Below are 23,109 nucleotides of genomic sequence, written 5' to 3'. Positions count from 1 at the left end.
TGCGCCACGCCTGTCTTTGACGTTTAGCCATCGGAGACGCGTCGTAGCAGATACACGACAATCACTGCGGAACCGCTGACAAAGATTGCCAGCCCGATCGCTTTACGCGCGAGCGTGCGAACGCGCGCGCGGAGCGTGTAACGCACAAACCAGGAACTGGTTCTGCGCAACATCATTCACTCCATGGACGCCTTGACGGGCGCGTCGCGTCGGGGAGAGACAGCCCCCTATGTTGCCGGAGCGCAGGCCGTATCGCGACGTTTACTTGCCCTGATCTTTGCTTGACAATCTTTACCACTTCGAGCTCTTTGAACTGAGGATAGCTGGATAGAGCGGGTAGATGCCGGTATCCGGGCATTCTGAAACCGGCAACTGCAATTATCGCACCTCGGGTTCAAAGGCACAGAGCAGATGCCTTACGGCCTACTGACAGGGTCTTTGCACCAGCCGGTCCGGACCAAATCCAGGCGCACATGAACCGGCCCGTTTGGGCATTGGCGCAATGCAGGGATGTTCTCAGGAGGAACTGCGGCGAGCCTTTGCCGGTTGCCGCCACTGTTCAAGGAAAAACTGCAAGCCGCCTAGTTGCTGTGCGATGTAGCCGCCCGTGGCCATCGATTCCGGTGCGCGCCGGTCGCCTGTAGGCGGGTACTCGGCGGAGAAGTCCGCTGTACCAAACACGATGTCCCAGATCGGGAAGACGGCGCCGTAGTTACAGGAATTGCGGCCGGCCGCGCGCAGGCCATGATGCAACCGGTGAAAGCGTGGCGAGACGATCAACCGGTCCCCGAGCCAGCCGAACGAAAGCTTGATATTGGCGTGGCTCAGGCTTTCGATGAAGCGCATGAACAGGAACAGCAGTGGAAACTGCAGCGGCGGAATACCGATCGCGAGGCCGACGACGCCGAACCAGATTGCGGCGACCAGATCGTCAAGCAGATGGTTGCGGTCGTCCGACCAGAAACTCATCTGCCGCTGCGCATGATGCAACGCATGCAGTGCGTACCAGCTACGGTATGAGTGCGACAGGCGGTGACGCCAGTAATCGGCACAGTCCAGAATCAGCGCGTACGCGATGAAGGTAATGACCGGATGTCCGAGAAGCGGCGGTATCAACGTCTCAAGCGTTGGCGGTATGTAGCCGTGATCGACCACGAAGCCGTTCACCCACACCTGCACCTGGTAGAACAGCAGGAAACTGACGACAGGCAACACCCCGACGCGGTTGAGGATCGTATAGAACGCGTCGGTTACGACGGCTTTGCGGTCATCCCAGCGTTCGATCGGAAAGAGTGCTTCGAGCGGCCAGCAAACCGCATACGTAACGATAACCGCGAAGAGGCCATAGACGCAGATCAGCGCCCAGTCGAAGGAAAGCTCTTCCCATTGCATCCAGCCGAAGTGATACAGCAACGGCAGAACGAGATACTGGTCGATTTCACCGGCCAGCATATTGAAGAATCTGTCGAGAAATATCAGCATGATGGGCGTTAGAGCGTTTCGGCGGTAACGAGACCTGGGCGGCTCATTTCGGTGGTGAGGAAGATGCCGTGCGGCGAGCGTCCGACATCGATGGTCTCATAGTTACCGCTGGCTGGATCGAGTACGGCGACCTGCTCCCGGAAACGCAGCGTCACCCATAGCTTGCCGTCGGGGCCAACAGCAATATCATCTGGCCCCGCAGCATGGAACGGATAGGTACGACGAAGCTCGAGGGTGGTTGGATCGAGCGCCACCAGCGAGCCGCCGATCCGGTTGCTCACGTAGAGCGTCGCGCCGTCGGGCGTAAGAAAGACATTGTGCGGGCCGACGCCGGTTTTCACCCGCCGCAGCACGTTACCCGTCACTGGATCGACTTCCGCCACATGGTCGCTGCCCATCACGCAGACCAGTACCTTGCCGTTGTGCCAGAGCACGCCGGCGGGGGTCGATCCGACGTTCGACTTCCAGCGGATCGTCAGGTTCGTCAGGTCGAATGAAACGAGCGTGCCGGACTCCTGCATCGAATTGAAGCTCCAGCGCGAGTCCGGCGAGAAGTCGAGGTGGCTCGGCATGCCGCCGGGCGAGAAGCGCTTGACGAGCGTCAGGTCGTCGGGGCGGTAGATGTCGACATAGTTGAGCCGCAGTGCATTGACGACGAGGTAGCGGAAATCCGGCGTGAAGCCAAGCTGGTACGGATCGGCGATCACCTTATGGCCAAGCGCCAAACCAGTGTGCGGGTCGACAATGAACAGTGCATTGCCGCTGGCGTCGGCAATATAGAGCTTGCTTCTGTCGCGCGAAAGCGCCCAGTGACTGGGTTCGCGCAACGTCGGCAATGTCCGGACGATCTTGTGCGACGCCATGTCGATGACCGAAACGCTGGCTTCGCCGGAATTCATTACGATAGCGAGATTGGGGGGCGCCGCGCTGGCGATACCTGAACGAAGGGCGAGGAAAGGCGACAGGCCGAGACTCAGGGGAATGGCCAGACTACGGCCAAGTACTTCGCGACGTGAAAGCTTCATGGAGGGCATGCATGAGAGAATTAACCATTCATTCTGCTGGATGGATTCACCGTCACGCAAGGACGAATTGCGAATGGCGCTGATATGGAGCGATGCTCAAGCGCTTCCTGTCAGTAGCCTGACAAATTTCGGGCGAAGCTGACGATGCGCATGCGATTTCGCCGTATTTGACCGAGCTTCCCGCGGCCCCGGGCGCGCTTTGCGCAGCACCCGCCCCGATCATCCGCGGAGTTTGGCCGTTGTATATTGCCATCACGCGCTAAAGAACCTGGAGTAATAGCAGTGCCACGCTCGTCCAGAGAATTCGGGAAGTGTCCATGAACAGCACTGCCGGCAAAAATACGCTCACAGATCGCACGACTGTTGCGATTCGCGATGTGCTGGCCGGCAAACGACGCGGCTTGCGCTCTGCGCTGCTGTTCGCCGGACCCGCGGTGATTGCCTCGATCGCCTACATGGACCCAGGCAATTTCGCGACCAACATCCAGGCCGGTTCCCAGTTTGGGTACACGCTGCTGTGGGTGGTACTGATGGCCAACCTGATCGCCATGCTGTTCCAGGCGCTCTCTGCCAAACTCGGCATCGTGACGGGCCGTAATCTGGCGGAAATGTGTCGCGAGCAACTGCCGCGCAAGGCCGTCTTCGTCATGTGGTGTGTCAGCGAAGTGGCTGCGATGGCAACCGACCTGGCCGAATTCCTCGGTGGCGCAATCGGCCTCGCGTTGCTGTTCAAAATGCCGTTGATGGCCGGCATGGCGGTGACCGCGGTGGTGACATACGGCATCCTCGTGTTTGAAAAAGGCGGCTACCGGCCAATGGAGATCATCATCGGCGCGCTCGTTGCTGTGATCGGTCTGTGTTACCTGATCGAATTGTTCATTGCGCCCGTCGCATGGGGACAGGCCGGATTGCACTCGATCTTGCCCTCAATGCCGAACCGGGAAGCGCTGACCGTTTCGGTCGGTATCGTGGGCGCCACCGTGATGCCACATGCGATCTATCTCCATTCCGGGCTGACTCAGGGCCGGACTCCGGCGAGCAACGCGAGCGAGCATCGCGCACTGCTGCGTTTTTCGAACCGGGAAGTCATCGTTGCGCTTTTCTTCGCAGGTCTCATCAACATGGCCATGGTAATCATGGCCAGCGCGGCATTCCATGCCGGCCACCGCGACGTCGCGGAAATCGAAACTGCTTACCATACGCTCACGCCGTTGCTCGGTGCGGGCGCGGCGGCGGTTTTCCTGATTTCGCTCATCTGCTCGGGTATCTCCAGCTCCGTTGTCGGCACCATGGCTGGCCAGATGATCATGCAGGGCTTCGTCGGTTTCCGGATTCCCGTCTGGGTGCGACGTCTGGTGACCATGGTGCCGGCGTTCGTGGTGGTCGGCCTCGGCGTGAATGCCACCCAGGCGCTGGTGATCAGTCAGGTCGTTCTTTCGTTTGCGTTGCCGATCCCGATGGTGGCGCTGGTGCTCTTCACCCGCCGCAAAGACATCATGGGCGAGTTCGTCAATAGACGGCTAACGGACATTGCAGCGATTGCCGCGACGGTCGTCATCCTCGCGCTGAATGCGGTGCTATTGCTTCAGTCGTTCGGCGTCAGCATTCCGGGCATGCCTGCAAGCTGATGCAGCCCACCCGGACTCTTTGGGGATGGGCCGCGCTCCCGGTGCGATGGACGGCGAAGTTTGTTCGCTAGCCATCGACTGACCGCTGGGGGACCAGAGGTCCTGCTCCAAAAACGGCTTGTCGATTCGTTCGCTTTCGTCTGTGATGCCGGTGCATGCATAGGGACGATCGCTGCTTCCATGTTCGCCTTGAGTTGTGAAACATACGGTAAGAACGGCGTTGACCCATGGGCACCTGGCTGGCTATGCGGATGAGGTCCGAGGCGGCATCTCCTGGTGCAAGCGTACGCCGACCTGGCGGGCTTCTCCGTTGTCTGGGCTGATCGTCCCAAAGAAAGCTCGCCGGTGCGAGGCCCGGGGGTGGCTATTTGTACGGTCAGGCAAGCGCCGGGTAATCCGTGTACCCTTCTGCTCCTGGGTGATAGAACATCTCGGGCCGCGGCTCATTGAGCGATGCGTCCAATCTAAGTCGGCGCGGCAGGTCCGGGTTGGCGATGAACATCTGCCCGAAAGCAACCGCGTCGGCGTCGCCGACCGCAAGCAAACGTTCGGCGGTGTGCTTGGGCATCTTTTCGTTGGCGATATAGTTGCCACCGAATGCTGCCTTCAGTGCGGGTCCGAGCCGGTCGTCTCCCAGCGCTTCACGCGCGCAGATGAAGGCAATGCGGCGTTTGCCGAGCTCGCCTGCGACATAGCCGAAGGTGGCCGCAGGGTCCGAATCGCCCATCGACTTCACGTCACCGCGCGCAGACAGATGCACGCCGACCCGGTTGGCGCCCCATATGGCGACGCACGCGTCCGTGACTTCGAGCAGCAGTCTCGCACGGTTCTCGATCGATCCACCATATGCGTCAGTGCGCTGATTGGTGGAGTCCTGCAGGAACTGGTCAAGCAGATAACCGTTGGCGCAGTGGACTTCCACGCCGTCGAACCCTGCCTTTCTGGCGTTTTCAGCGCCGTGCCGGTAGGCCGCAACCACGCCGGCGATCTCGTCGGTTTCCAGCGCGCGCGGGACCTCCCTATGTGTCCGGGCGATCTTTCACGATAACCGGGACCGCGCATGACCAAACCCACCAGGAAGCAGCAATCTCCCTCCCGTCCCCCTGTAGACGCTCTCCAGTATGAACGGCTCGCGCTGGCCGCCTTTCATCTTTGCGACCGGCAGGGGCAGCAACTCCGACATCTGATTACACTTGCGACCTCGATGTTCAGGAGTCCTGCTGTGACTGCCGAGGAAAGGCACGAACACCGGAACCTGCTGGAGGTGATGATCCGGGCTCGGCGAGAACTATCACTCGACCAACCGCTGCGATCACGAACTGTTCACGGTGCTTGCGCTCGACGCCAAGGGACTTCCTAACCGCCAACTGACACCGGCGGACGCGGCAGCGATTCTCGCTGACGCTGCGCAGGGCGCGAACGGGAAACTGGCGGCTATGGACGCTTCGTGGACAAAGCACTAAGGAAGCGCTGATCAATGGACCAACTGCCCAAGTTGCAGACGAGATGCCGTCGAATTTTCCGGATGACGAAGCGAATCGATGCTCAACTCGGTGAATTGGACGCGCAAACGAGGCTCCCTGCTCGCATTTTTTATACGCATGACGGATTGCTCCCATGGACCGATCGCGACAGATTTCGCGCAATCACCAGATTCGCAAGAGCGAACAGGCTGAACAGTTGCGCGGTGTTCTTGGCCAAGCCCTTGTATCGCGTCTTGCGATGGTGAAACAGGTTCTTGACGATATGGAATGGATGCTCAACCCGCGACCGGATCTGCGCCTTGGTTCGCTCGACCGCGATCACCAGGTTCTTCAGCGCCCCGTCCTGCATCGCCTTGATCTTTCCCCGCTTGGCAGCGACGTGCCACTTCACGGTCTTGCCCGCCATTTCCTCGCGCTTGTCTACGCCAATGTAGCCCGCGTCGGCGAACGCCTGCTCTTCATGTCCGTGCAGCAGGGCATGCGCTTGCGATACATCCGACACGTTGGCCGATGTGCCAACCACACTGTGGATCAGGCCCGAATCGGCATCGACGCCAATGTGGGCTTTCATTCCAAAGTGCCATTCGTTTCCCTTCTTCGTCTGATGCATTTCCGGGTCACGACTCTTCCCGGCGTTCTTGGTCGACGGCGGCGCTTCAATGATCGTTGCGTCAACCAGCGTGCCTTCCTTCATCATCAGCCCACGCTCGCACAGCGAGATGCCAATCTCGTCGAACAACTTCCGTGTCAGTTCGTGTTCGATCAGCAGGCGCCGGAATTTCAACAGCGTGGTCGCATCAGGCACGTTCTCAACTGCCAGATCGATGCCGGCGAAGGCTCGCAGCGCGATGCTGTCATACAGCGCGTCTTCCAGTCCTTCGTCCGACAGCCCGTACCACTGTTGCAGGAAGTAGATTCGCAGCATTCGCTCCAGGCCAATCGGCGGGCGGCCTGGCGTGCCCTTCGGATAGTGCGGCTCGATTGCCGACAGCAAGCGCTGCCACGGAACGACCTTCTCCATCTCGGCGAGGAAGCGTTGGCGCCTCGTCACTCGCTTCTTGCCTGCAATTTCCGCTTCGGCGAAGCCGATCTGCCTCTTCATCAGTGTGAGTCTGTTCCGTGAGTTGCCTTCTATAACGTCCTCAGCTACGCCAACGATGACCACCGAGCTGAATAAATCAGCGCTTCCCTAACTGGCGTCGATCACTTACGTGAAAAGCGGCTCAATGCCGCTTTTTTTGAATGGTGATATTGGAAAATTTATCTTAAATTGAGATAGGCAGAGCAATTGTGAATAGTTGTCAAAACGGTTTTATCTCGAATTAAAGTCATTGACCATATCGCGTTTTGGATGGTTAATTCGTCGGGTGTGTTCTGGAAAAACAGCAGAGGTCAGATGGAGCAACAGAAACAGGATGAAGCCATGGGCAAGGAAGAGTGCGACCTTTGCCGTATCACCTATTCAATCTACTCGAACTTCCCGCCAATGCCGTCGGCAATGGCGCTGAATGCCGAAACCGGCGAATGGTTTCCGTTCGACACGCTGAAGTCGTATGCAACTGGTTACGAGATGGCCGAAGCCCTGGGTTACGCGTGGGCGTGCGATTGTCGCGGACGCTCCCCTAATACCGTGCAGAAAAAAGGCCCGTTATCGCGCTACGGCGCAACGCCCTGGCCGGTGCTTCCGCAGTCGTCCATCTGTCTCGAATGCATGATTCACGCTGCCGGGCAAGGCGCGATGACCCTGGAGCGCTGATGATTCCCGCCTCTGTCAATGAACAGCTTCGACAGTATGGGGAACGGCACTACAGCGGCCACGTGCTGGCGCTAGTGGACGGTATCCAGTACCAGCAGCATACCGGCCAGCAACTCACGCCCGAAGACCACATGACGGTTTCGCTGTTCGCGGGCACGAACGACATGGCACTCGCACACGCGGGGCCGTGGCTGGTTGATCCGAAGACGGCGCGCGACCATCTTGCGGACCTGGGCGAACTCGAACAGGCCCGCCCTGGCGTGATCTGGCTGATTACCTCAGAAAGCCTGGAGAGGCAGGCCGCAAAGCTGCGCCCGCACCTGAATACCGGCATACCGAAAGGACGAGCCGCCCTGCTGCGCTTCTGGGACCCCAGGGTGCTGCATGCGCTCAATGCGGTATGCCACGGCAAGACCGAGCGCGAGCTTTTCAGGGCTGCCGACGCGTGGCACTACCTCAACGAACGACAACGGCTCACCATCAACGACAATGGAATTTACTGAAGGGCAATGGGCGCTTCTGAAAGCCTATGAAAACCGTAACTATGTGGACTTTATCCGTGGTCATATCGTGCGCGATTATCCCGCGCTGGCCAATGATCCGACTTTGCGCGACCGGCTTAATGCGGCCTTCGCGCGAACAAAGTTACTCCGCTTCACGCATGACGTGCCGATAGTCGATTTCCTGTATGTGGAAGCAACGACGCCGGAGTTTTACAGCGTTCCGGCGGTCATAGCATGGCTGTACAAATCAGGCGTTCCGGGTGAACAGCGATTCGAAATGTTGATGCAGGCAACGGGTAAAAGGCAACAGGAAATGAAGGAGAAACGGTGATGGGTATTCCATTCCCGGCGACGCTCGCACGCGCAGCAAACGCAATGACGCAGGCAATGCCTATGCCTGTTCCGGTCCCCACCGCCGCACCGTCTGCTGGTCCCGCAGGCAGCAGCGGCACTGGCGCGGGTGCAGACGGCGGATGGGACGAACTGCCGCGTGACCGGAGCCGCGAACGCGAAAGGCCGTGCAAGTGCCCCCCGGAGAAAGGCGCACTGGTGCGAAAGAACCACAGCATGAACCCTGAGCCGCGACGCTACCAGGCGCGCATTACCGGCTTCGAGTATGCGATAACAACGGACGGAAAAGGCCGTGAGACCGCCGAAGGCTGGAATATGGAATGGGACTGGCTTGACATAGACTTTGATGGGTTTCAGCATTCCCAATGTCTCTTGCAGGAAGCCAAGGGAAATTACGATCAATTTTTCAAAGAAAATAAGGAATTGAAATTTCCATTTAAAGGATTCACAAAAATGCAGGAGCAAATAGCAACTCAAGGAGAAGCTGTTCGCGCCAATCGGCCGAGCAGATTAATGTGGTACTTTGAGACACCGCAAACGCGAGCTTACATGATGAACACACTTCGCCAGTTTGGCGTGCCTTCGGTCCATCAACCGTGAGTGATTATCGTGAATTTACTTGAACAACATCGGGATCAAGCTGCCGGACCAAAAGGCGCATTCGAATTTCATCTTCAACGCATTAAAGCCATTGTCGACTTTATTGCAACCAAGGACGAAACCTTGGGTGGGAACTGGTATCTCGCAGGAGACACGCAACAAGATGCACTTCAATATGAGGTCTTCGCCAATGGAGCAGCGTCGAAGGCTGCTATAGATGTTTTGAAGGCAGAGTATGGACATGGGAAAAAAATTGATCGACCGAAAGTCATAGGCATATGGAACGGAAGACAAACTGACGGCGCGACCGCCATCATGTCCTTAATGATCGACACGGGAGTTATTTCCAATAACATCGAATTGTCTCTGGATGAGAAAGCGAATGGTCTTTCGCGGCTAGGCAATTACAAATCCGTGGCCGAAGTTGTAGCCAAAGTGGCTGAGCTTTATCGCTCGCTGTATGTGACGTTCGGGCCGCGCGCTTATCAGGATCAACAGGTCTTTGATGACCGCTTAGGCGTAAGCTGGATGCTCTACCTACCGCACGCTCTCGCGCCGGCCCAGGTGCCGGAAGCGCGCGACTTAATCCCTGTCATGCGCGATGGCAAGCAGCAAGGCACGATCATCGTCAGCGTGACGGATGAAGTCTTTGATGTGAACAACCGGGAGCACGTCAAGGCGGCTAACGATATCGAAATCCGCCTCGCCGATCAGGACCTGTTGCCGCGTTTCGTTGATCTCTGAGTTCGGCTCGCTATCCCCGCTTCGGCGGGGCCTTTTTCTGCGAAGAGACCCGCTACTGCGCGGGCCTTTTGCCGTTACGCCTGATTCCAGCGATTGGGCCTCAGGGGCGATCCACCACGATGCCACTTGCGCCGTTCTGTTGCGATTTTCTCCAGCAACTGCAACACCTCTTCGCGGTTGCCGGCTTTATCCGCCTGTTCCATAGCGGCCCGGTATTCATCAGGCGTCGGCTCGACACCATCACAGCACCGGTTCACCACCACCGTAAGCGCATCCATCGGCGGGCCGACATACCGGGCACGCAACGATGACATCGCATCATGCGTGAGTTGGTTCAGATCGTCGGTCTGCAACACGGCGGCGCTGATTCTCAGCACGGGTTCCATCCACGCAAGCAATTCTGACGAATGCTGCTTTCGCACTTCGAGCGAACGAAGATTGTCGTAGCAGCGCTTCCTGTTGTTATGGTCGAACGTGGCGGGCGCGAAACGATACGTGAACTCGGTTCGCGTCCATCCGAGGTACTCACGCACATAGGAGACATTTGCACCAGGCCTCATTTCCCTACCTCCAAAAGGCAAAAAAAATCCGCACACGAAGGTGCGGGCACTACCACACACGTCGCAGTCCGGGGATGGGACCTCGACGCTTTACAACGCGATGCTATCCATCCAGGGTGGCTGCGGACGTGCGCGGGCGCTGCGCACCAGTCAGCACATTTCTCCCTTCCGTTTTGCACCGGTTTGTGCAGGAACGAAGCGGTCTTATGCTTGTGCTGGCAACTCGAAAGCGACGCATTCCATGTCGAGGGTCGTTTCGTGCGATGTCGTCGGGAAAGGGTATGTCGCGGCGTGTTCTACGATTGCATCGCAACAGAAAGTACGTCGTAGTGAGACGACAGGTCCTGGCCGGACAATCCTGGTGGACAGACCGCGCCCTCGCGCTTGCCGGTCAGTAGGTCTGTTCGGTAATAACCCGGGCCACTGTTTCCAGCGACCGGCGCAGCGTGGCCAGATCGACGGACCCAATCGCGAGGCGGATGGCGTGAGGTACATGCGTCGATGTCGCGAACGGCAGGGCCGTCGACACTGAAATGCGCTCACGCATCAGCGCCATCGCAATCGCGTCGGCGCGGACTTCCTGCGTCAGGGGGATCCAGATGAAGTACGACGCTGGATGGCTCATCGTCTTAAGCTTGCCGAGCGCTTCGGCGGCAAGGATTTGGCGCGTCTTCGCATCCCGCCGCTTCTCGTCTTCGAGCCGGGCCACCGTGCCGTCGTTTATCCAGTTGCAGGCGATTGCCGTCATGGTTGCGGGAGTGTTCCACGTCGTGGCCCGGATTACCCGTTCAAGCCTGGGAATCCATTCGCGTGGTGCGCAGACGAAACCGACGCGCAGACCTGTCGCGACACTCTTCGACAAGCTCGAGACATAGATCGTCGTCTCCGGAGCAATCGATGCCAACGGCGGCGGAGCATCTTCTGCGAGGTATGCGTAGGCCCCGTCCTCGATGAGGATCAGTCCATGCTGTCGAGCGATACCGACAAGCTCGCGGCGCCGCCGCGCGCTCATTACCCAGCCAAGAGGGTTGTGCAGCGTCGGCATTGCGTACACGGCGCGTACGCGTCGTCGCTTGCATAGGGCCGTCAACGCGTCCAGATCGGGGCCGCGCCCCGCGGCTGGGATCGGCACGAGTTCCAGTCGAACGGCCTCGGCGGCCAGCTTGAATCCCGGGTAAGTCAGCGCGTCCACGGCAACCACGTCGCCGGGTTCGAGCAGCGCCATAGCGGCCGTCGTCAGTCCGTGTTGCGCGCCGCTCACGAGCAACGTCGTTCCGGCTGTTGCTGCCAGACCTCGGTTCGCCAGGTGGCGTGCCGCAGTAGCGCGCTCGTGCTCGCGGCCACCGTGCGGCTGGTATCGAAGCAGCGACTCGAGGTCGCCGGCCGCCGCGAGCTGGCGCAGCGCTACCCGAAGGAGGTCTGTCTGACCCGGTGCAGAGGGATAGTTGAAGCTCAGGTCGATCGTAATGGCGCTCCAGGCGTGCAAGTCAACGCCTTGGCCGCGAGGAAGTGGTTCCTTGACGAATGTGCCACGGCCAGCTTCGCCGCTCACCAGACCCATCGTATGAAGCTCGGCATAGACACGCGTCGCGGTGACCAGCGCCAGGCCCTCGCGAGCAGCCAGCTCGCGGTGCGTGGGCAGACGCGTCCCGGGGGGAAGGCGGCCGTCGCGGATGTCAGCCGCAAAGCGGTCAACCAATTGCTTGTAACGGGCCCCAGGCATGGCTCAATGTATCCATGACAATAATTTGATTGTATTGATTATCGGCCCTACCATGATCTTGCACAACCTCTCCATCTGCCCGAGGACGTCATGCACATCACCATTCTGACCTTTGAAGGCTTCAACGAACTGGACTCGCTAATCGCGCTGAATATCCTTAACCGGGTCAGAAAGCCGGGCTGGCAGGTATCGATTGCCAGCCCAGCGGCGAAGATCCGTTCGATGAACGGAGTGGTCCTGGAGGCGCAAGCGTCGCTGAAGGACGCTTGCGAGGCCGACGCGGTGCTGGTCGGCAGTGGAATACAGACACGTGGAGTGGCCGCCGATGCCGCGCTGATGTCGCAGTTGCGGCTCGATCCGACGCGCCAACTGCTGGGCGCGCAATGCTCGGGCACGCTGATACTCGCGAAACTGGGCCTGCTGGATGGCGTTCCGGCCTGCACGGATCTGACTACCAAACCGTGGGTCGAAGAGGCGGACGTGCCGGTGCTCAATCAGCCGTTCGTGGCGAAGGGGAATGTCGCGACGGCAGGCGGGTGCCTGGCGTCGCAGTATCTGGCCGTGTGGGTGATCGCGCGTCTGGAGGGCGTCGAGGCTGCGCGCGCCGCGATGCAGCATGTCGCCCCAGTAGGCGAGAGGGAGATCTACGTGACGCGGGCGATGGCGAACATCGCGCCATTCATCTGACGCAAAACAGAGGCGCTTCGCACGTCCTTCAAAGCCGACATTGCTGGAGTCCAGTCGGTGGTCATCGTTCTTGTTTTCAAGCTCCTCGTTACGCCGCTGTTGCTATTGACCGCAAGCCTTGCCGGTCGTCGCTGGGGTGATGCGATCGGCGGTTTGCTGGTGGGAATGCCGCTCACGTCGGGGCCGATCTCAGTGTTTCCCGCACTGGAGCATGGACCCGCCTTTGCTGCGCAGGCGGCCTTTTGCATTGCCTATTGCAGGCTGGCGATCTTGGGATGGCCGACGGCTCTCGCGGGGGGCTTCGCGATATTTTCTGTCGTAGCGACCGTTCTGCAATGGAGTGCGCTGCCGCATACCGGCCTGTTTCTTTGTTGCTCATCGCAGGGCTCGTGGTCGGTGTGACGCTTTTTGCAGCTTATGTCGGGGCCAAAACGAGCGGAGTGTTAGCGTCGTTCCCCTTCATGGCGATCGTCACCGAGCGACAGAAACGGGTCGACGAACTACGGTTCCCACGTAACTATCAAATGCGGTCACGAGATGCTGGATCGCCTGTTCGAGGTCATCTGCCGGCGTTTCAAAAGACTGATTCAGTGGCATCGCTTCCCTCGACGTCAGGGCTGCCAGCAGTGTGGCGGTCATCTCATCGTAGCGATTGGCCCTTTCCCGGTCATGTGCTTCCGGTTCCCCGCTCCGAAGGACTTCTATTACCGCGGCGGCGCCGCAAACCACCCGCACCGCGACGGTCAGGTTCCGCAGTGGTTCGAGCCGCGCAGATCGCCGCTGGCCCTCCAGGAGCATACGTTCTCTCGCAACTTCAAGCCGTGAGCTGGCCAGACCGGCTTTGCGTTGGAGGCGATCGAGGGTGGCGGTCGATCCTCCAGCCATCCGAAGCGCGGCGGACGCGAATGCCATGTTGGCCGAAATCGCGGCTGAGATCACGGCATTCAGCGCGTTACTCTCCTTCTGCGGCCAGAGAAGAAAGCTCGCCGCCACGCCTACGCAGGCACCGACGAATTCATTGGTAAGACGAGCGACAATCAATCCCTCCGCCGGATGGATGAAGTCCGACATCAGCATGAACATCGGCGTCAGGAAGACAACGAACAGACCGTAGTTGACCAACCTCAATGCGACGGTCACCGCGGCAAGCGGCAAGATTGCCAATGTCACCGCAACCGGACCGGACAGACTCGTCAGAAGAACAGCGGCGATCGTTGCGCCGATGAGGCTGCCGCATGCACGCTCCAGCACGCGCAACCATGTATTGGCGGAAACCGGTTGGGTCACGACGATTGCAGCGATCACCCCCCAGTATGCAAACGTGACACTCAGCGATGTGCCGATCATGAAAGCGAGCACCGATGCGACAGCCACCCTCAGCGCATGGTCCCAGACCAGCCTTTCAATCTTGACCGCGCGAGCGGCGGCAGGCGCGGGCGTCTCGGGGTCCATTGCGAGCGCGTGTCGCCCGTCCGCGAGCCGAGCGATGGCCCTTGCCGCAAAGGCAACGGCGCTTGCCGTTTGGCCCCTCCGTTCAGCCGTCTGCCGCAACAATGCGTGTGCTTGCGCTATCAGCGTATCGGCAATGGGCAGTTCTTGCTGTGCCTGCGCGGCCACGCTTTGCAGCAACTGTCGCAGGCCCTGGAGCAATTGCCGCGATCCATCGTCGTCGGCAATCGCTGCGTTGCGTCGGGCATGACCGATTGCGATCAGCGTGGAAAACACCCTGCCCGCGGCATCGACGCCCGGCCCGAGATCAGGGCCGTTGCGAACATCATGCGCCGCCAATGCCCTGCCGCGCTCGATCGACATGCGCACCCCGCGACGATGAACGGTATCGAACTCGGTCCAGCCCTGCACATCCATTCCAGGCCGCGAATCCAGCGACTCCAAAAAACCGGCCATGTCCTCGAGCCTGCCGAAGATCGTCGCGAGCGTGAAGCCCGCGGACTGTGGGAACGGGACGGGCCAGAGGAAGATGCAAAACAGCATGGTCCAGGCTGACCCGAGCAGAAAATAGCCACCATGAGCGAGTGCAACGGCAAGCGGCTCGGGCGACGCAATTCCGATCACGACCGCGAGCGAGGCAACCAACCCCGCCTGCGCCGGCATAGGCCCGAGCGAGGGCTTGTAGGAGCGTGTCAGTCCACAAAGGAAGACCAGGACAAACAGGGTGACAATGCTGACGGCATAGCCCCAATGCGCGGCATAGGACGCCAGCGGCATGACGACAACACCCATGGCCGTGAAGATGGCCATCGCCTTCAGGCGCTGTGACCTGGACCCTTGCGGATCGCAGAGACAGTTCCAGAACGCCGCGACGGCTCCGAAAGCGATATCCGAACGACCGAGAATCGCCGCGGCACAGAGCATCGGCGCCATCGCAAGCGCAGCGTGTATCCCTTCCGCAATCCCGATGCGCTCGGGCGTTATGGCGAAGACATGACCTTCAGCCCGCAAGGTCCGACGGCTTACCAGGGATACGAGCTTTCCTATTATTGTCATCGCACCTTTGCTGCTCACGAACGTTGATTGCTGGAGGACAAGGCCCATGAAATGGGCGCCCCCCCCCCCCCCCCGGATTGACGCTGCCAGCGCGCTGAGATAGCCGCCCACTCCGCGCTGTGAACGTCTGCTTTTCGCGTATGCGACTGGTGCCTCTGTTTCATTTGCAACACTCCCGCCGCTCATGCGACGTTCATTGTGTTGCATCGACCGGTTGAATCCGCCAATGCGGAGGAGACGTACACGCAATCAGCTTTGGGCGGCCGGGCGGCTAGCCCATTTAGAATCCACGCAGTCTTCCACTGCGGCGGGCTACGAGGATCGCCGCGCGTATGTTCATCGAATATGCGATCGCGGACCTCTCTAAAGAAGCCGGAGAAGGAGACTCGATCTCAGCATTAACCGATGCCCACAGCATCGAGTCCCACCTCCTCGCACAACCAGTCGCAGAAGCACTTCACCTTCTCCGTGTTGCGCTCGTTCACGCGATACGACAGAAAATGCGTCTCGCGGGAGACCGGCTCGAAGACATCCGCGCCCAGCTCAACCAGTTCGCCGCGCGACAACTCGCGCTCGGCGAGACGCGTGGTTTCGAGCGCGACGCCCATGCCATCGACAGCGGCGGAGATCGCGAGCGCCCCGCGATCGAACGAGGGCCGCGCCCGCGACGGGAACGGGAGTCCGTTGAGCGCGAACCAGTCGGACCACGTCACGCGGCTGAGCTGGGAATCGATCAGCGTCATTTCCCCGATCTGCTTCTCGATGGCAACGCCGCTTCGCACGAGCGCAGGCGAACACATCGGCACGATGCGTTCTGCGCCGAGCGCGCGTGTCACGATGCCCGCGCGCTCGTGTGCGACCGCGTATGAGATGGCGACATCGACTTCATGCACCCGGGTGAGGTCGATCGGCTCGGGACCGGACGACAGACGGATCGTCACGCCCGGATGCGCCTGCGTGAATTCAGGCAGGCGCGGACCGAGCCACTTGGCCGCGAAGCTCGGCGCGCTGTGCACCGCGAGCACTTGCGCATCGGGCGCGAGCGCGACCTCGCTGCATGCCGCCTCGATCACATCGAAAACGCGTCCGAGGCTCTCATAAAGGCGCCGTCCTTCCGATGTCGCTTCCACCCGCCGATTGCGCCGATGAAACAGCGGCCGGCCGAAATATTCTTCGAGCTCCTTGACCTGATGACTGATCGCGGACTGCGTCAGATGCAGTTCCTCGGCCGCCAGCGTGAAGCTCTCCAGCCGCGCGGCCGCTTCGAAGGCGCGCAGCAGCACGAAATTGGGAATTCGTCTCATGTCTTTCACCGAAACATGAATGTGGTTCATCTTTGTATGAACAGCCATCGTTTGTCAATGACGGCAGCGACCGCGACCATAGGACCCATCGAAGCAATCCGCTTCGACCGGTTCAAACCTCACTTCAAAAAGGAGTCGACCCATGGCAGCAGTGATGGAAACGCGGCCGCAGGCGCTGATCAAGGACGGCAAGGTTTCGATCTATCAGCCGGAACAGGAAGGACTCATCTTTCCGGAGCTTCCGTCATTTTCGAATCCCGCCGCGCAGCGGCAGCATGTGAAGGAACGGCTGGTCGGCGCCTGTCGCGCGTTCGCCCAGCAAGGATTCGACTACGGCTTCGCCGGACATCTGACCGTGCGCGATCCCGAGAATCCCGGCCTTTACTGGACCAATCCGATGGCCATCCACTTCTCGCAAGTGAAGGTCTCGAACCTGATCTGCGCGGACCATCAAGGGCACGTCGTCGAGGGGCGCCATGCAATCAACCGCGCGGGCTTCGTGCTGCATGCGGCCGTGCACGAGATGCACCAGGACATCGTCGCGATGTGCCATGCGCATACGGTCTACGGCACCGCGTTCGCGTCGCTCGGCAGGCAACTCGAGCCGATCACGCAGGACGCCGCGGCGTTCTACGAGGATCACGTCGTGATCGGCGACGAGGCAGGACAAGTAGCCGTCGAGGTGAAGGCGGGTCACAAGGTCGCGAACGCGTTCAGGGACGTGAAGGCCGCGATCCACCAGAATCACGGGCTTCTGACGGCAAGCCGGCACAGCATCGAATCGGCGGCGTTCTGGTTCATCGCGCTCGAACGGTGCTGCCAGCAGCAACTGCTGGTCGAGTCGACCGGCATCGCACCCAAGCTCGTCACCCCCGAACGCGCGCGCTACAGCCGCGAGCACGTCGGCAGCGACTACATCGGCTGGCTGCACTTTCAGGCGATCTGGGACGACCTCGTCGCCACGCAGCCGGACATGTTCGACTGATTCCGTAGAAGCAGTCCGAGCACGGCGACAACGCGAGACGAGCGCTAAAAAACGCAGCGTTGCGCCGCAACCTGAACACCAGGAGACACCACAATGAGTTCCCCCAGTCCGGTTGCATATTACCAGGGCAGAGAGTCGTCCACCTATGCGAAGGTGACATGGCGGCTCTTGCCGTTTCTGTTCCTGTGCTATCTATGCGCGTATCTCGACCGAATCAACGTGAGCTTCGCGAAGCTGCAGATGCTGCAAGCGCTCAAGTTCAGCGACGCGGTCTATGGCGCGGGCGCCGGCGTCTTCTTCGTGGGCTATCTTCTCTTCGAAGTGCCCAGTAACCTGATCCTGCTGCGCGTCGGCGCGCGCCGCTGGATCGCCCGCATCATGATCACCTGGGGCATCGTCTCGGCGAGCATGATGTTCGTCAGAACGCCGATGAGCTTCTACATCATGCGCTTCCTGCTGGGCGTCGCCGAAGCGGGCTTTATCCCCGCGATCCTGCTCTACCTCACGTACTGGTTCCCGGCCTCGCGCCGCAGCAAGGTCACCGCGCTCTTCTTGACGGGCATTCCGATGTCGGGAGTCGTCGGCGGGCCGCTGTCAGGCTGGATCATGAATCATATGAATGCATCGCACGGGCTGGCGGGCTGGCAATGGCTGTTCCTGATAGAAGGCATTCCGACCGCGATCCTCGGGCTGGTCGCGTTCTTCTATCTCGACGACAAGCTCGCCGATGCGAAGTGGCTCACAGACTCGCAGAAAGCCATGCTCGAAGCCGGTCTGAAGGACGAAGAGCCGGCTCACGCGCTGCATTCGGTGAAGGACGGCCTGATGCACCCGAAGGTGCTGCTCCTGAGTGCGATCTACTTCTTCTTCACGATGGGCCTGTACGGCGTGAGCTTCTGGCTGCCCACGCTCGTCAAGGCGAGCGGCGTGGCCGATCCGCTCAATATCGGCCTGCTTTCCGCGATCCCTTACGCGGCGGCGGCCGTCTCCATGCTGCTCGTCGGTCAGAGCTCGGACGCCCGCGGCGAGCGGCGCTGGCATCTTGCGTTGCCCGGGGTGGTCGGAGCGGCCGGACTGTGCACGAGCGTCGCGTTCGCCCATTCGACGCCAATCGCGATGATCGCCCTCACGATCGGCACGATGGGCGTGATGACGACAATTTCGCAGTTCTGGGTGTTGCCGCCCGCTATCCTGGGCGGCGCCGCTGCGGCGGCGGGGCTTGCGCTGGCGAATTCGGTCGGCAGCGTATCGGGTGTCGTGAGCCCTTACGTGATCGGGCTGATTCAGACAGGCACGGGATCGACCGGCAACGGCGTACTTGGGCTGGCGGCGAGCCTGATCATCGGCAGCGTGCTCGTCTTCACCGTGCCGGCCGCACTCGTGAACGGCCGGCGCAAGCGGGCTTGAGCGAAGTCCCGCTCCACGCAAAGATCCCGCGATCGCGGGATCATCGCATCAGCTCACTTTTTCTTCCTGCCGATCGCTCAGCACCTGCCCGAGCCGCTCGACGAGATTCTGCCGCGCCCGAGTCGTATGAAGATCGGTCAGTTCCGTCGCGCGCTGCGGGTCGCCATCGGCGATGGCCGCGGCGATGGCTGCGTGCTCGTCCCAGATCGCCTGGCGCTGCCCCGACGACTGCAGCACCGCGCCCATCACCCGTCGCAGATGGACCCAGTGCATCTGCGCGGTCTCCACGATGAGCGGATTGCCCGACGCGGCATAGATCGCGGCGTGGAACGCCATGTCGGCATCGATCATCGCCTTCACGTCGTCGGCCTTCGACGCGCGGCGGCCGTTCGTGATCAATGCCTTGTCCAGCTTCGCGCCGCGACCGGCGGCAAGACGCGCGGCGAGCGAGTCGAGCGCGCCGCGGATTTCATAGAGATGGCTGATCCAGGCCGCGTCGAGCGGAGTCACGAGCAAACCCCGACCGGGCGCGTCCTGCACCAGTCCGTCCTTCTTGAGCAAGCGCAGCGCCTGCAACACCGGCGAGCGCGACACCGCAAGTTGCTCGGCGATTTCTTCCTGCGTGATGCGCGTCCCGGGCGCGAGCGTCCCAGAGCTAATGGCATCGAGCAGCACCTTGTAGACCTCGTCCACGTAGTCGGTGCGCGCCTGAAGCTTGAGCAGTTTCGTCGCCATGATCAAAGCTCGTTTATGGATACAGAATACGGCAAGGGTATAACCGCACCGCGGGAGCGTCAATGTCCGGCGCTGAAGCGAAAAGGTGAATCTCCGCGTTTACCCATAGAGACATCGCCGTATCACGCGACTAATCTTTGGATACAGAGTACGGTGTTCTGAATATCGAGTTCGGCGTTCAAAGTGCCGGCGACTGACAACTCCACCACCTCAAAATAGGATTTGCGATGACGATCAAGGAAGACAAGCTGGAAGGACAGAAGACGAGCGGCGGCAATGTCGTGTCGAAAAAGCTGATTCCGTACGGCGGTTACTACACAAGCAAGGTGCCTGGCCACGATCCCGAGCTCACCGAGACCGGCCCCGGCACACCGATGGGCGAGTTCATGCGCGCGTTCTGGCATCCCGTGTGCATGTCGATCGAACTGACGGACACACCGCGTTATCTCAAGATCCTCGGCGAGGAACTGGTGGCGTTTCGCGATGGCAGCGGGCGCGTGGGCGTGCTGCATGCGCATTGCGTGCACCGCGGCGCGTCGCTCGAATACGGCGCGATCCAGGAGCGCGGCATCCGGTGCTGCTATCACGGCATGGTGTTCGACGTGGACGGCACATGCCTGCATGTGCCGTTTCCGAAGGGCGAAGAGAAGGAAGCCGAGAAATTCGCGTGCTCGATCCAGCAGGGTGCGTACAAGGCGGTCGAGCGCAACGGCCTCGTGTTCGCGTACATGGGACCGCCCGATGCCGAGCCGCCCTTTCCCGAATGGGAAGGCGACTTCACGGTGTTGCCGGGCGACGAGCTTGTGCCGTACAGCAACTTCCAGCATTGCAATTGGCTGCAGGTGCAGGACAACGCCGCCGACAACTATCACCCCACCGCGCTGCATGCCGGCAAGAATGTCGTGAATGGGCAGTACCAGGGCACGACATTCGACGAGGTCGGCGCGGCATCAATGGAAGTCGCGCCCGACATGCACTTCGTGCCGGTGCAGCAGGGCCGCAGCCTCGCCTGCGCGGGCGCGCGTCGAGTCGATAAGGACCGGCTCTTCGTGCGCGTGCAACATCAGGTGCTGCCGAATCTGAGCCTGCATGCGTACACGTCGGAAGACGGATCGAAGAAGAAGCTGTTCAGCCGCTTTCACATCATCCGCTGGACCGTTCCCGTCGACGACGAGAACAGCAAGATGATCGGCTGGCGCGTGATGGGCCCGGGCATCGATACGCGCGGCGTCGGCAAGAAGGAACTCGTCGGCTATGAGTCGATCGACTTTCTCGAAGGACAGGTCGCGATGCGGCGCCCCGAGCGCTTCGGCGAATACAAGCTCGAGGATCTGCCGCCCATTCCGCCGAATCATCGCGAGCGCGAGAACTACAAGGCCGCGCAATACGCGCCCGGCGACTACGAAGCGATCATCAGCCAGCGACCGATCGCCGTGCACGCGCTCGAGAACCCGACGAAGTTCGACGCCGGCCTCTTCCTCTTTCGCAAGTTGCTACGCGATGCGCTGCGCGGCACGAATCCCGCGGCATCGGCGCAGAGCTTCGCCGAGTGGTTCCGTGCGAACGCGGGCGCACCCAACAGCTATTGCTCGGGCAACGTGTTCGAGATTCCCGAAGGCGACACGGTCGAAGAAGAAGTCGCGCGGCGCCGCAAGGTCACGAAGACGATCGTCTCGATCCTCAACGAGAGCGAGCGGCTAAAGGCGGATGAACGCGCAGTGTTCGTGCGCGAGAAGTTCGAGGAACTCGAACAATCGATGAAGAACTGAAGCGCCGCGACAAGCAAGGGGCGCGTTGCGCGCCTCGTGCGGCGAATCGGGATTCGGCAGCACATATGAGGGATCAGGAAAATGGCAAGCAAACAGACATCGAACTCCGACGGCAGCACGCTCCAGTTGCTCGTGCGACAGGTTCGTTTCGAAGGCAAAGGCATCAACTCTTACGAACTGGTCGATCCGTCCGGCGCCGAGTTGCCGGCCTTCACTGCCGGCGCTCATATCGACATCCATCTCGGCGACGGCCTCGTGCGCCCGTATTCGCTGTGCAACGCACCCAACGAGCGCCATCGCTATGTGATCGCCGTGCTGCGCGACGAGCGCGGCCGTGGCGGATCGAGAGCGCTGCACGAGCGCGTGCATGTGCAGGACATCGTGCGCGTGAGCCGTCCGCGCAACCAATTTCAGCTCGTCGACGATGCGCACAGGGTGATCCTCATCGCGGGCGGCATCGGTGTGACGCCGCTCAAGTCGATGGCGCATTGGCTGGAAGACGCCGGCATCGAATACGAAATGCACTACTGCGCGAGAGATGCGGACTGTGCCGCGCTTTCCGGGGAACTCGAGCCGATGCGCGTGAACGGCCGCGTGCACTTTCACTTCGACGGCGGTGATCCGAAGGCGGGGCTCGACATCCGCCGCTTGCTGAGCGAGCCGTCGCACGGCGTGCACGTGTATTACTGCGGTCCAGCTGGTTTCATGCAGGCATGCGCGGATGCGAGCGCGCACTGGCCCGCCGGCACCGTCCACTTCGAGCACTTCAAGGCGCCGGGGCGAAGCGAACCCGCGAGCGCGGCGAACGATGCGGCGGACACGTTCAGCGTGAAGATCGCGAGCACGGGACAGATGATCGAAGTCGCGAACGATCAGAGCATCGCGGACGCACTCGAACAAGCGGGCGTCACAATCGAAACATCGTGTCATGCGGGGTTGTGCGGGACATGCAAGGTGCGGTATCTGTCCGGGGAAGTTGAGCACAACGACTGCATTCTCAACGACGACGAGAAGGCCGAATTCCTGACGGCCTGCGTATCGCGCGCGAGAAGCAAGGTACTGGTGCTCGATCTTTAGCCGAGATGTTCGATTAGACTCGCGATGGAGCTGTAGCCTCTCGAGCGCAAGGGGCCGTAGTCGGATATGAAGCCGACCTTCGTATGTCTCTTCTCACGCACGGACGAAAGGCTGATGATGGCCGGACACCGCCGATGGAAGGGATCGAAGCTAATCTCGCCCACTACCTTTGACAAAGGCGAGCCGGCTCCAGGTCACACCCATCCGCTGATTTCCTCGTTGGGTGGATTCGGTCCGGACATTTAGCACAGTCCTGAAGCTATGGGCGCTTGCTAACCGAATGGTCTCTGCTGCCGAAACATCAAACATTCGGCGTCCTTCGGGGACTGGACCGTGACGTAAAGACATCACCACCATCGCACCTTCCCGCAGCAAGGAGCTGACGGTCGACATCGCCTGACAACGCTCGTCTTCGTCCAGATGCATCCAAACGGCGGAGAGCATCACCAAGTCGAATTCTCTTCGTCGCGAACGTACAGACATGAGATCCGGCAGACTGTCGTCCACCCATTCAATCCGGGAAGACGAATGCAGCCCGATTCCTGCGACGCGCAACGCGTCCACTGGTTCTACGGCCATAACTGTATGCCCCATAGCTCCTAACGCAGCTGCATCGGTTCCGATACCGGCGCCAACGTCAAGAATGTGGGCCGGGGGCATCGGCAAGAGATGCATGACGGGCCTGTGGCTGTTCTCAAATGAGATGTCCTGCCATTGCTCGATGAGCGATTGAGCGTTCTCAGCGTAGCCTTCCGTCCCGCTTACGTTGATGGACACCACCGAC

21 protein-coding genes and 1 pseudogene are annotated in these 23,109 nt (G+C 60.6%); 12 read left to right on the top strand and 10 right to left on the bottom strand.

The annotated features are described in order from the left end of the window. Positions 1-516: 516 nt before the first annotated feature. Both OKW35_RS20315 and OKW35_RS20310 read right to left on the bottom strand, forming a co-directional pair. The gene (locus OKW35_RS20315) at positions 517-1,482 is read right to left on the bottom strand and encodes a sterol desaturase family protein (protein WP_184030237.1); all 966 of its coding nucleotides are present in this window, start codon (positions 1,480-1,482) and stop codon (positions 517-519) included. Between the two features lie 8 nt (positions 1,483-1,490). Next, on the bottom strand, positions 1,491-2,507 hold the full coding sequence (locus tag OKW35_RS20310; RefSeq protein WP_260321023.1) for a YncE family protein: 1,017 nt from the start codon (positions 2,505-2,507) through the stop codon (positions 1,491-1,493). Between the two features lie 317 nt (positions 2,508-2,824). Between OKW35_RS20310 and OKW35_RS20305 the strand changes: the two genes are divergently transcribed. Then, positions 2,825-4,135, top strand: coding sequence for an Nramp family divalent metal transporter (locus OKW35_RS20305; RefSeq protein WP_429404016.1), 1,311 nt, complete (start codon positions 2,825-2,827; stop codon positions 4,133-4,135). Positions 4,136-4,511: 376 nt separating this feature from the next. Here the strand turns inward: OKW35_RS20305 and OKW35_RS20300 are convergent. Both OKW35_RS20300 and OKW35_RS20295 read right to left on the bottom strand, forming a co-directional pair. Then, positions 4,512-5,150, bottom strand: a pseudogene (locus OKW35_RS20300) (alkene reductase); the annotation flags it as partial. Positions 5,151-5,728: 578 nt separating this feature from the next. Beyond that, on the bottom strand, positions 5,729-6,721 hold the full coding sequence (locus OKW35_RS20295) for an IS5 family transposase (protein ID WP_429552978.1): 993 nt from the start codon (positions 6,719-6,721) through the stop codon (positions 5,729-5,731). Positions 6,722-7,015: 294 nt separating this feature from the next. On the opposite strand from OKW35_RS20295, the gene OKW35_RS20290 reads away from it, so the two are divergent. From OKW35_RS20290 to OKW35_RS20270, 5 genes are read left to right on the top strand one after another with little or no spacing between them, the layout of a single operon-like run. Further along, complete coding sequence (locus tag OKW35_RS20290) at positions 7,016-7,375, top strand: hypothetical protein (RefSeq protein WP_260321022.1); 360 nt, start codon at positions 7,016-7,018, stop codon at positions 7,373-7,375. Further along, positions 7,375-7,878 (top strand): DUF4123 domain-containing protein, encoded by a 504-nt coding sequence (locus OKW35_RS20285; protein WP_184057988.1) that lies wholly within the window; start codon positions 7,375-7,377, stop codon positions 7,876-7,878. Before OKW35_RS20290 ends, OKW35_RS20285 begins: the two co-directional genes overlap by 1 nt. Next, complete coding sequence (locus OKW35_RS20280; RefSeq protein ID WP_429552977.1) at positions 7,865-8,209, top strand: hypothetical protein; 345 nt, start codon at positions 7,865-7,867, stop codon at positions 8,207-8,209. The genes OKW35_RS20285 and OKW35_RS20280 overlap by 14 nt, the downstream gene beginning before the upstream one ends. After that, positions 8,209-8,829, top strand: coding sequence for a restriction endonuclease fold toxin 5 domain-containing protein (locus OKW35_RS20275; RefSeq protein WP_184057984.1), 621 nt, complete (start codon positions 8,209-8,211; stop codon positions 8,827-8,829). Before OKW35_RS20280 ends, OKW35_RS20275 begins: the two co-directional genes overlap by 1 nt. 9 nt (positions 8,830-8,838) lie before the next feature. Beyond that, complete coding sequence (locus OKW35_RS20270; protein WP_429552976.1) at positions 8,839-9,573, top strand: immunity 52 family protein; 735 nt, start codon at positions 8,839-8,841, stop codon at positions 9,571-9,573. A 74-nt stretch (positions 9,574-9,647) separates the two neighbouring features. Here the strand turns inward: OKW35_RS20270 and OKW35_RS20265 are convergent, their stop codons facing one another. Beyond that, positions 9,648-10,133, bottom strand: a complete 486-nt coding sequence (locus OKW35_RS20265; protein ID WP_429552975.1) for a hypothetical protein — start codon at positions 10,131-10,133, stop codon at positions 9,648-9,650. Between the two features lie 391 nt (positions 10,134-10,524). Next, on the bottom strand, positions 10,525-11,856 hold the full coding sequence (locus OKW35_RS20260) for a PLP-dependent aminotransferase family protein (protein ID WP_429552974.1): 1,332 nt from the start codon (positions 11,854-11,856) through the stop codon (positions 10,525-10,527). 90 nt (positions 11,857-11,946) lie between these two features. Between OKW35_RS20260 and OKW35_RS20255 the strand changes: the two genes are divergently transcribed. Next, positions 11,947-12,543, top strand: coding sequence for a DJ-1/PfpI family protein (locus OKW35_RS20255; RefSeq protein WP_429552973.1), 597 nt, complete (start codon positions 11,947-11,949; stop codon positions 12,541-12,543). Between the two features lie 57 nt (positions 12,544-12,600). Next, on the top strand, positions 12,601-12,945 hold the full coding sequence (locus tag OKW35_RS20250) for a hypothetical protein (RefSeq protein WP_429552972.1): 345 nt from the start codon (positions 12,601-12,603) through the stop codon (positions 12,943-12,945). Between the two features lie 69 nt (positions 12,946-13,014). On the opposite strand, the gene OKW35_RS20245 is transcribed toward OKW35_RS20250, so the two are convergent. Together OKW35_RS20245 and OKW35_RS20240 are read right to left on the bottom strand one after the other, a co-directional pair. After that, a complete protein-coding gene (locus OKW35_RS20245; RefSeq protein WP_429552971.1) occupies positions 13,015-15,096 on the bottom strand; it encodes an FUSC family protein in 2,082 nt (693 codons plus the stop codon). 350 nt (positions 15,097-15,446) lie between these two features. Beyond that, positions 15,447-16,352 (bottom strand): LysR substrate-binding domain-containing protein, encoded by a 906-nt coding sequence (locus tag OKW35_RS20240; RefSeq protein WP_260321020.1) that lies wholly within the window; start codon positions 16,350-16,352, stop codon positions 15,447-15,449. Positions 16,353-16,494: 142 nt separating this feature from the next. Between OKW35_RS20240 and OKW35_RS20235 the strand changes: the two genes are divergently transcribed. Together OKW35_RS20235 and OKW35_RS20230 are read left to right on the top strand one after the other, a co-directional pair. Beyond that, the gene (locus OKW35_RS20235; RefSeq protein WP_090807829.1) at positions 16,495-17,337 is read left to right on the top strand and encodes a class II aldolase/adducin family protein; all 843 of its coding nucleotides are present in this window, start codon (positions 16,495-16,497) and stop codon (positions 17,335-17,337) included. A 93-nt stretch (positions 17,338-17,430) separates the two neighbouring features. Further along, positions 17,431-18,744, top strand: a complete 1,314-nt coding sequence (locus tag OKW35_RS20230) for an MFS transporter (protein WP_429403999.1) — start codon at positions 17,431-17,433, stop codon at positions 18,742-18,744. A 48-nt stretch (positions 18,745-18,792) separates the two neighbouring features. On the opposite strand, the gene OKW35_RS20225 is transcribed toward OKW35_RS20230, so the two are convergent. After that, on the bottom strand, positions 18,793-19,479 hold the full coding sequence (locus OKW35_RS20225; RefSeq protein ID WP_090807832.1) for a GntR family transcriptional regulator: 687 nt from the start codon (positions 19,477-19,479) through the stop codon (positions 18,793-18,795). Positions 19,480-19,706: 227 nt separating this feature from the next. Between OKW35_RS20225 and OKW35_RS20220 the strand changes: the two genes are divergently transcribed. Beyond that, positions 19,707-21,248: a Rieske 2Fe-2S domain-containing protein gene (locus tag OKW35_RS20220; RefSeq protein WP_090807834.1), complete on the top strand. Its 1,542-nt coding sequence runs from the start codon at positions 19,707-19,709 to the stop codon at positions 21,246-21,248. Between the two features lie 81 nt (positions 21,249-21,329). After that, positions 21,330-22,325 carry a PDR/VanB family oxidoreductase gene (locus OKW35_RS20215; RefSeq protein WP_429552970.1) on the top strand — a complete coding sequence of 332 codons (996 nt, stop codon included), beginning with the start codon at positions 21,330-21,332 and terminating at the stop codon, positions 22,323-22,325. Positions 22,326-22,475: 150 nt separating this feature from the next. Here the strand turns inward: OKW35_RS20215 and OKW35_RS20210 are convergent, their stop codons facing one another. Further along, positions 22,476-23,102 carry a class I SAM-dependent methyltransferase gene (locus OKW35_RS20210; RefSeq protein WP_184057971.1) on the bottom strand — a complete coding sequence of 209 codons (627 nt, stop codon included), beginning with the start codon at positions 23,100-23,102 and terminating at the stop codon, positions 22,476-22,478. Between the last annotated feature and the right edge of the window lie 7 nt (positions 23,103-23,109).

The organism is Paraburkholderia sp. MM5477-R1 (assembly GCF_050436385.1).
In the GTDB taxonomy this organism is placed as follows: Bacteria; Pseudomonadota; Gammaproteobacteria; order Burkholderiales; family Burkholderiaceae; genus Paraburkholderia; species Paraburkholderia tuberum.
The sequence above is the reverse complement of the archived record's forward strand: the minus strand, read 5'-3'. Positions and strand labels throughout refer to the sequence as shown.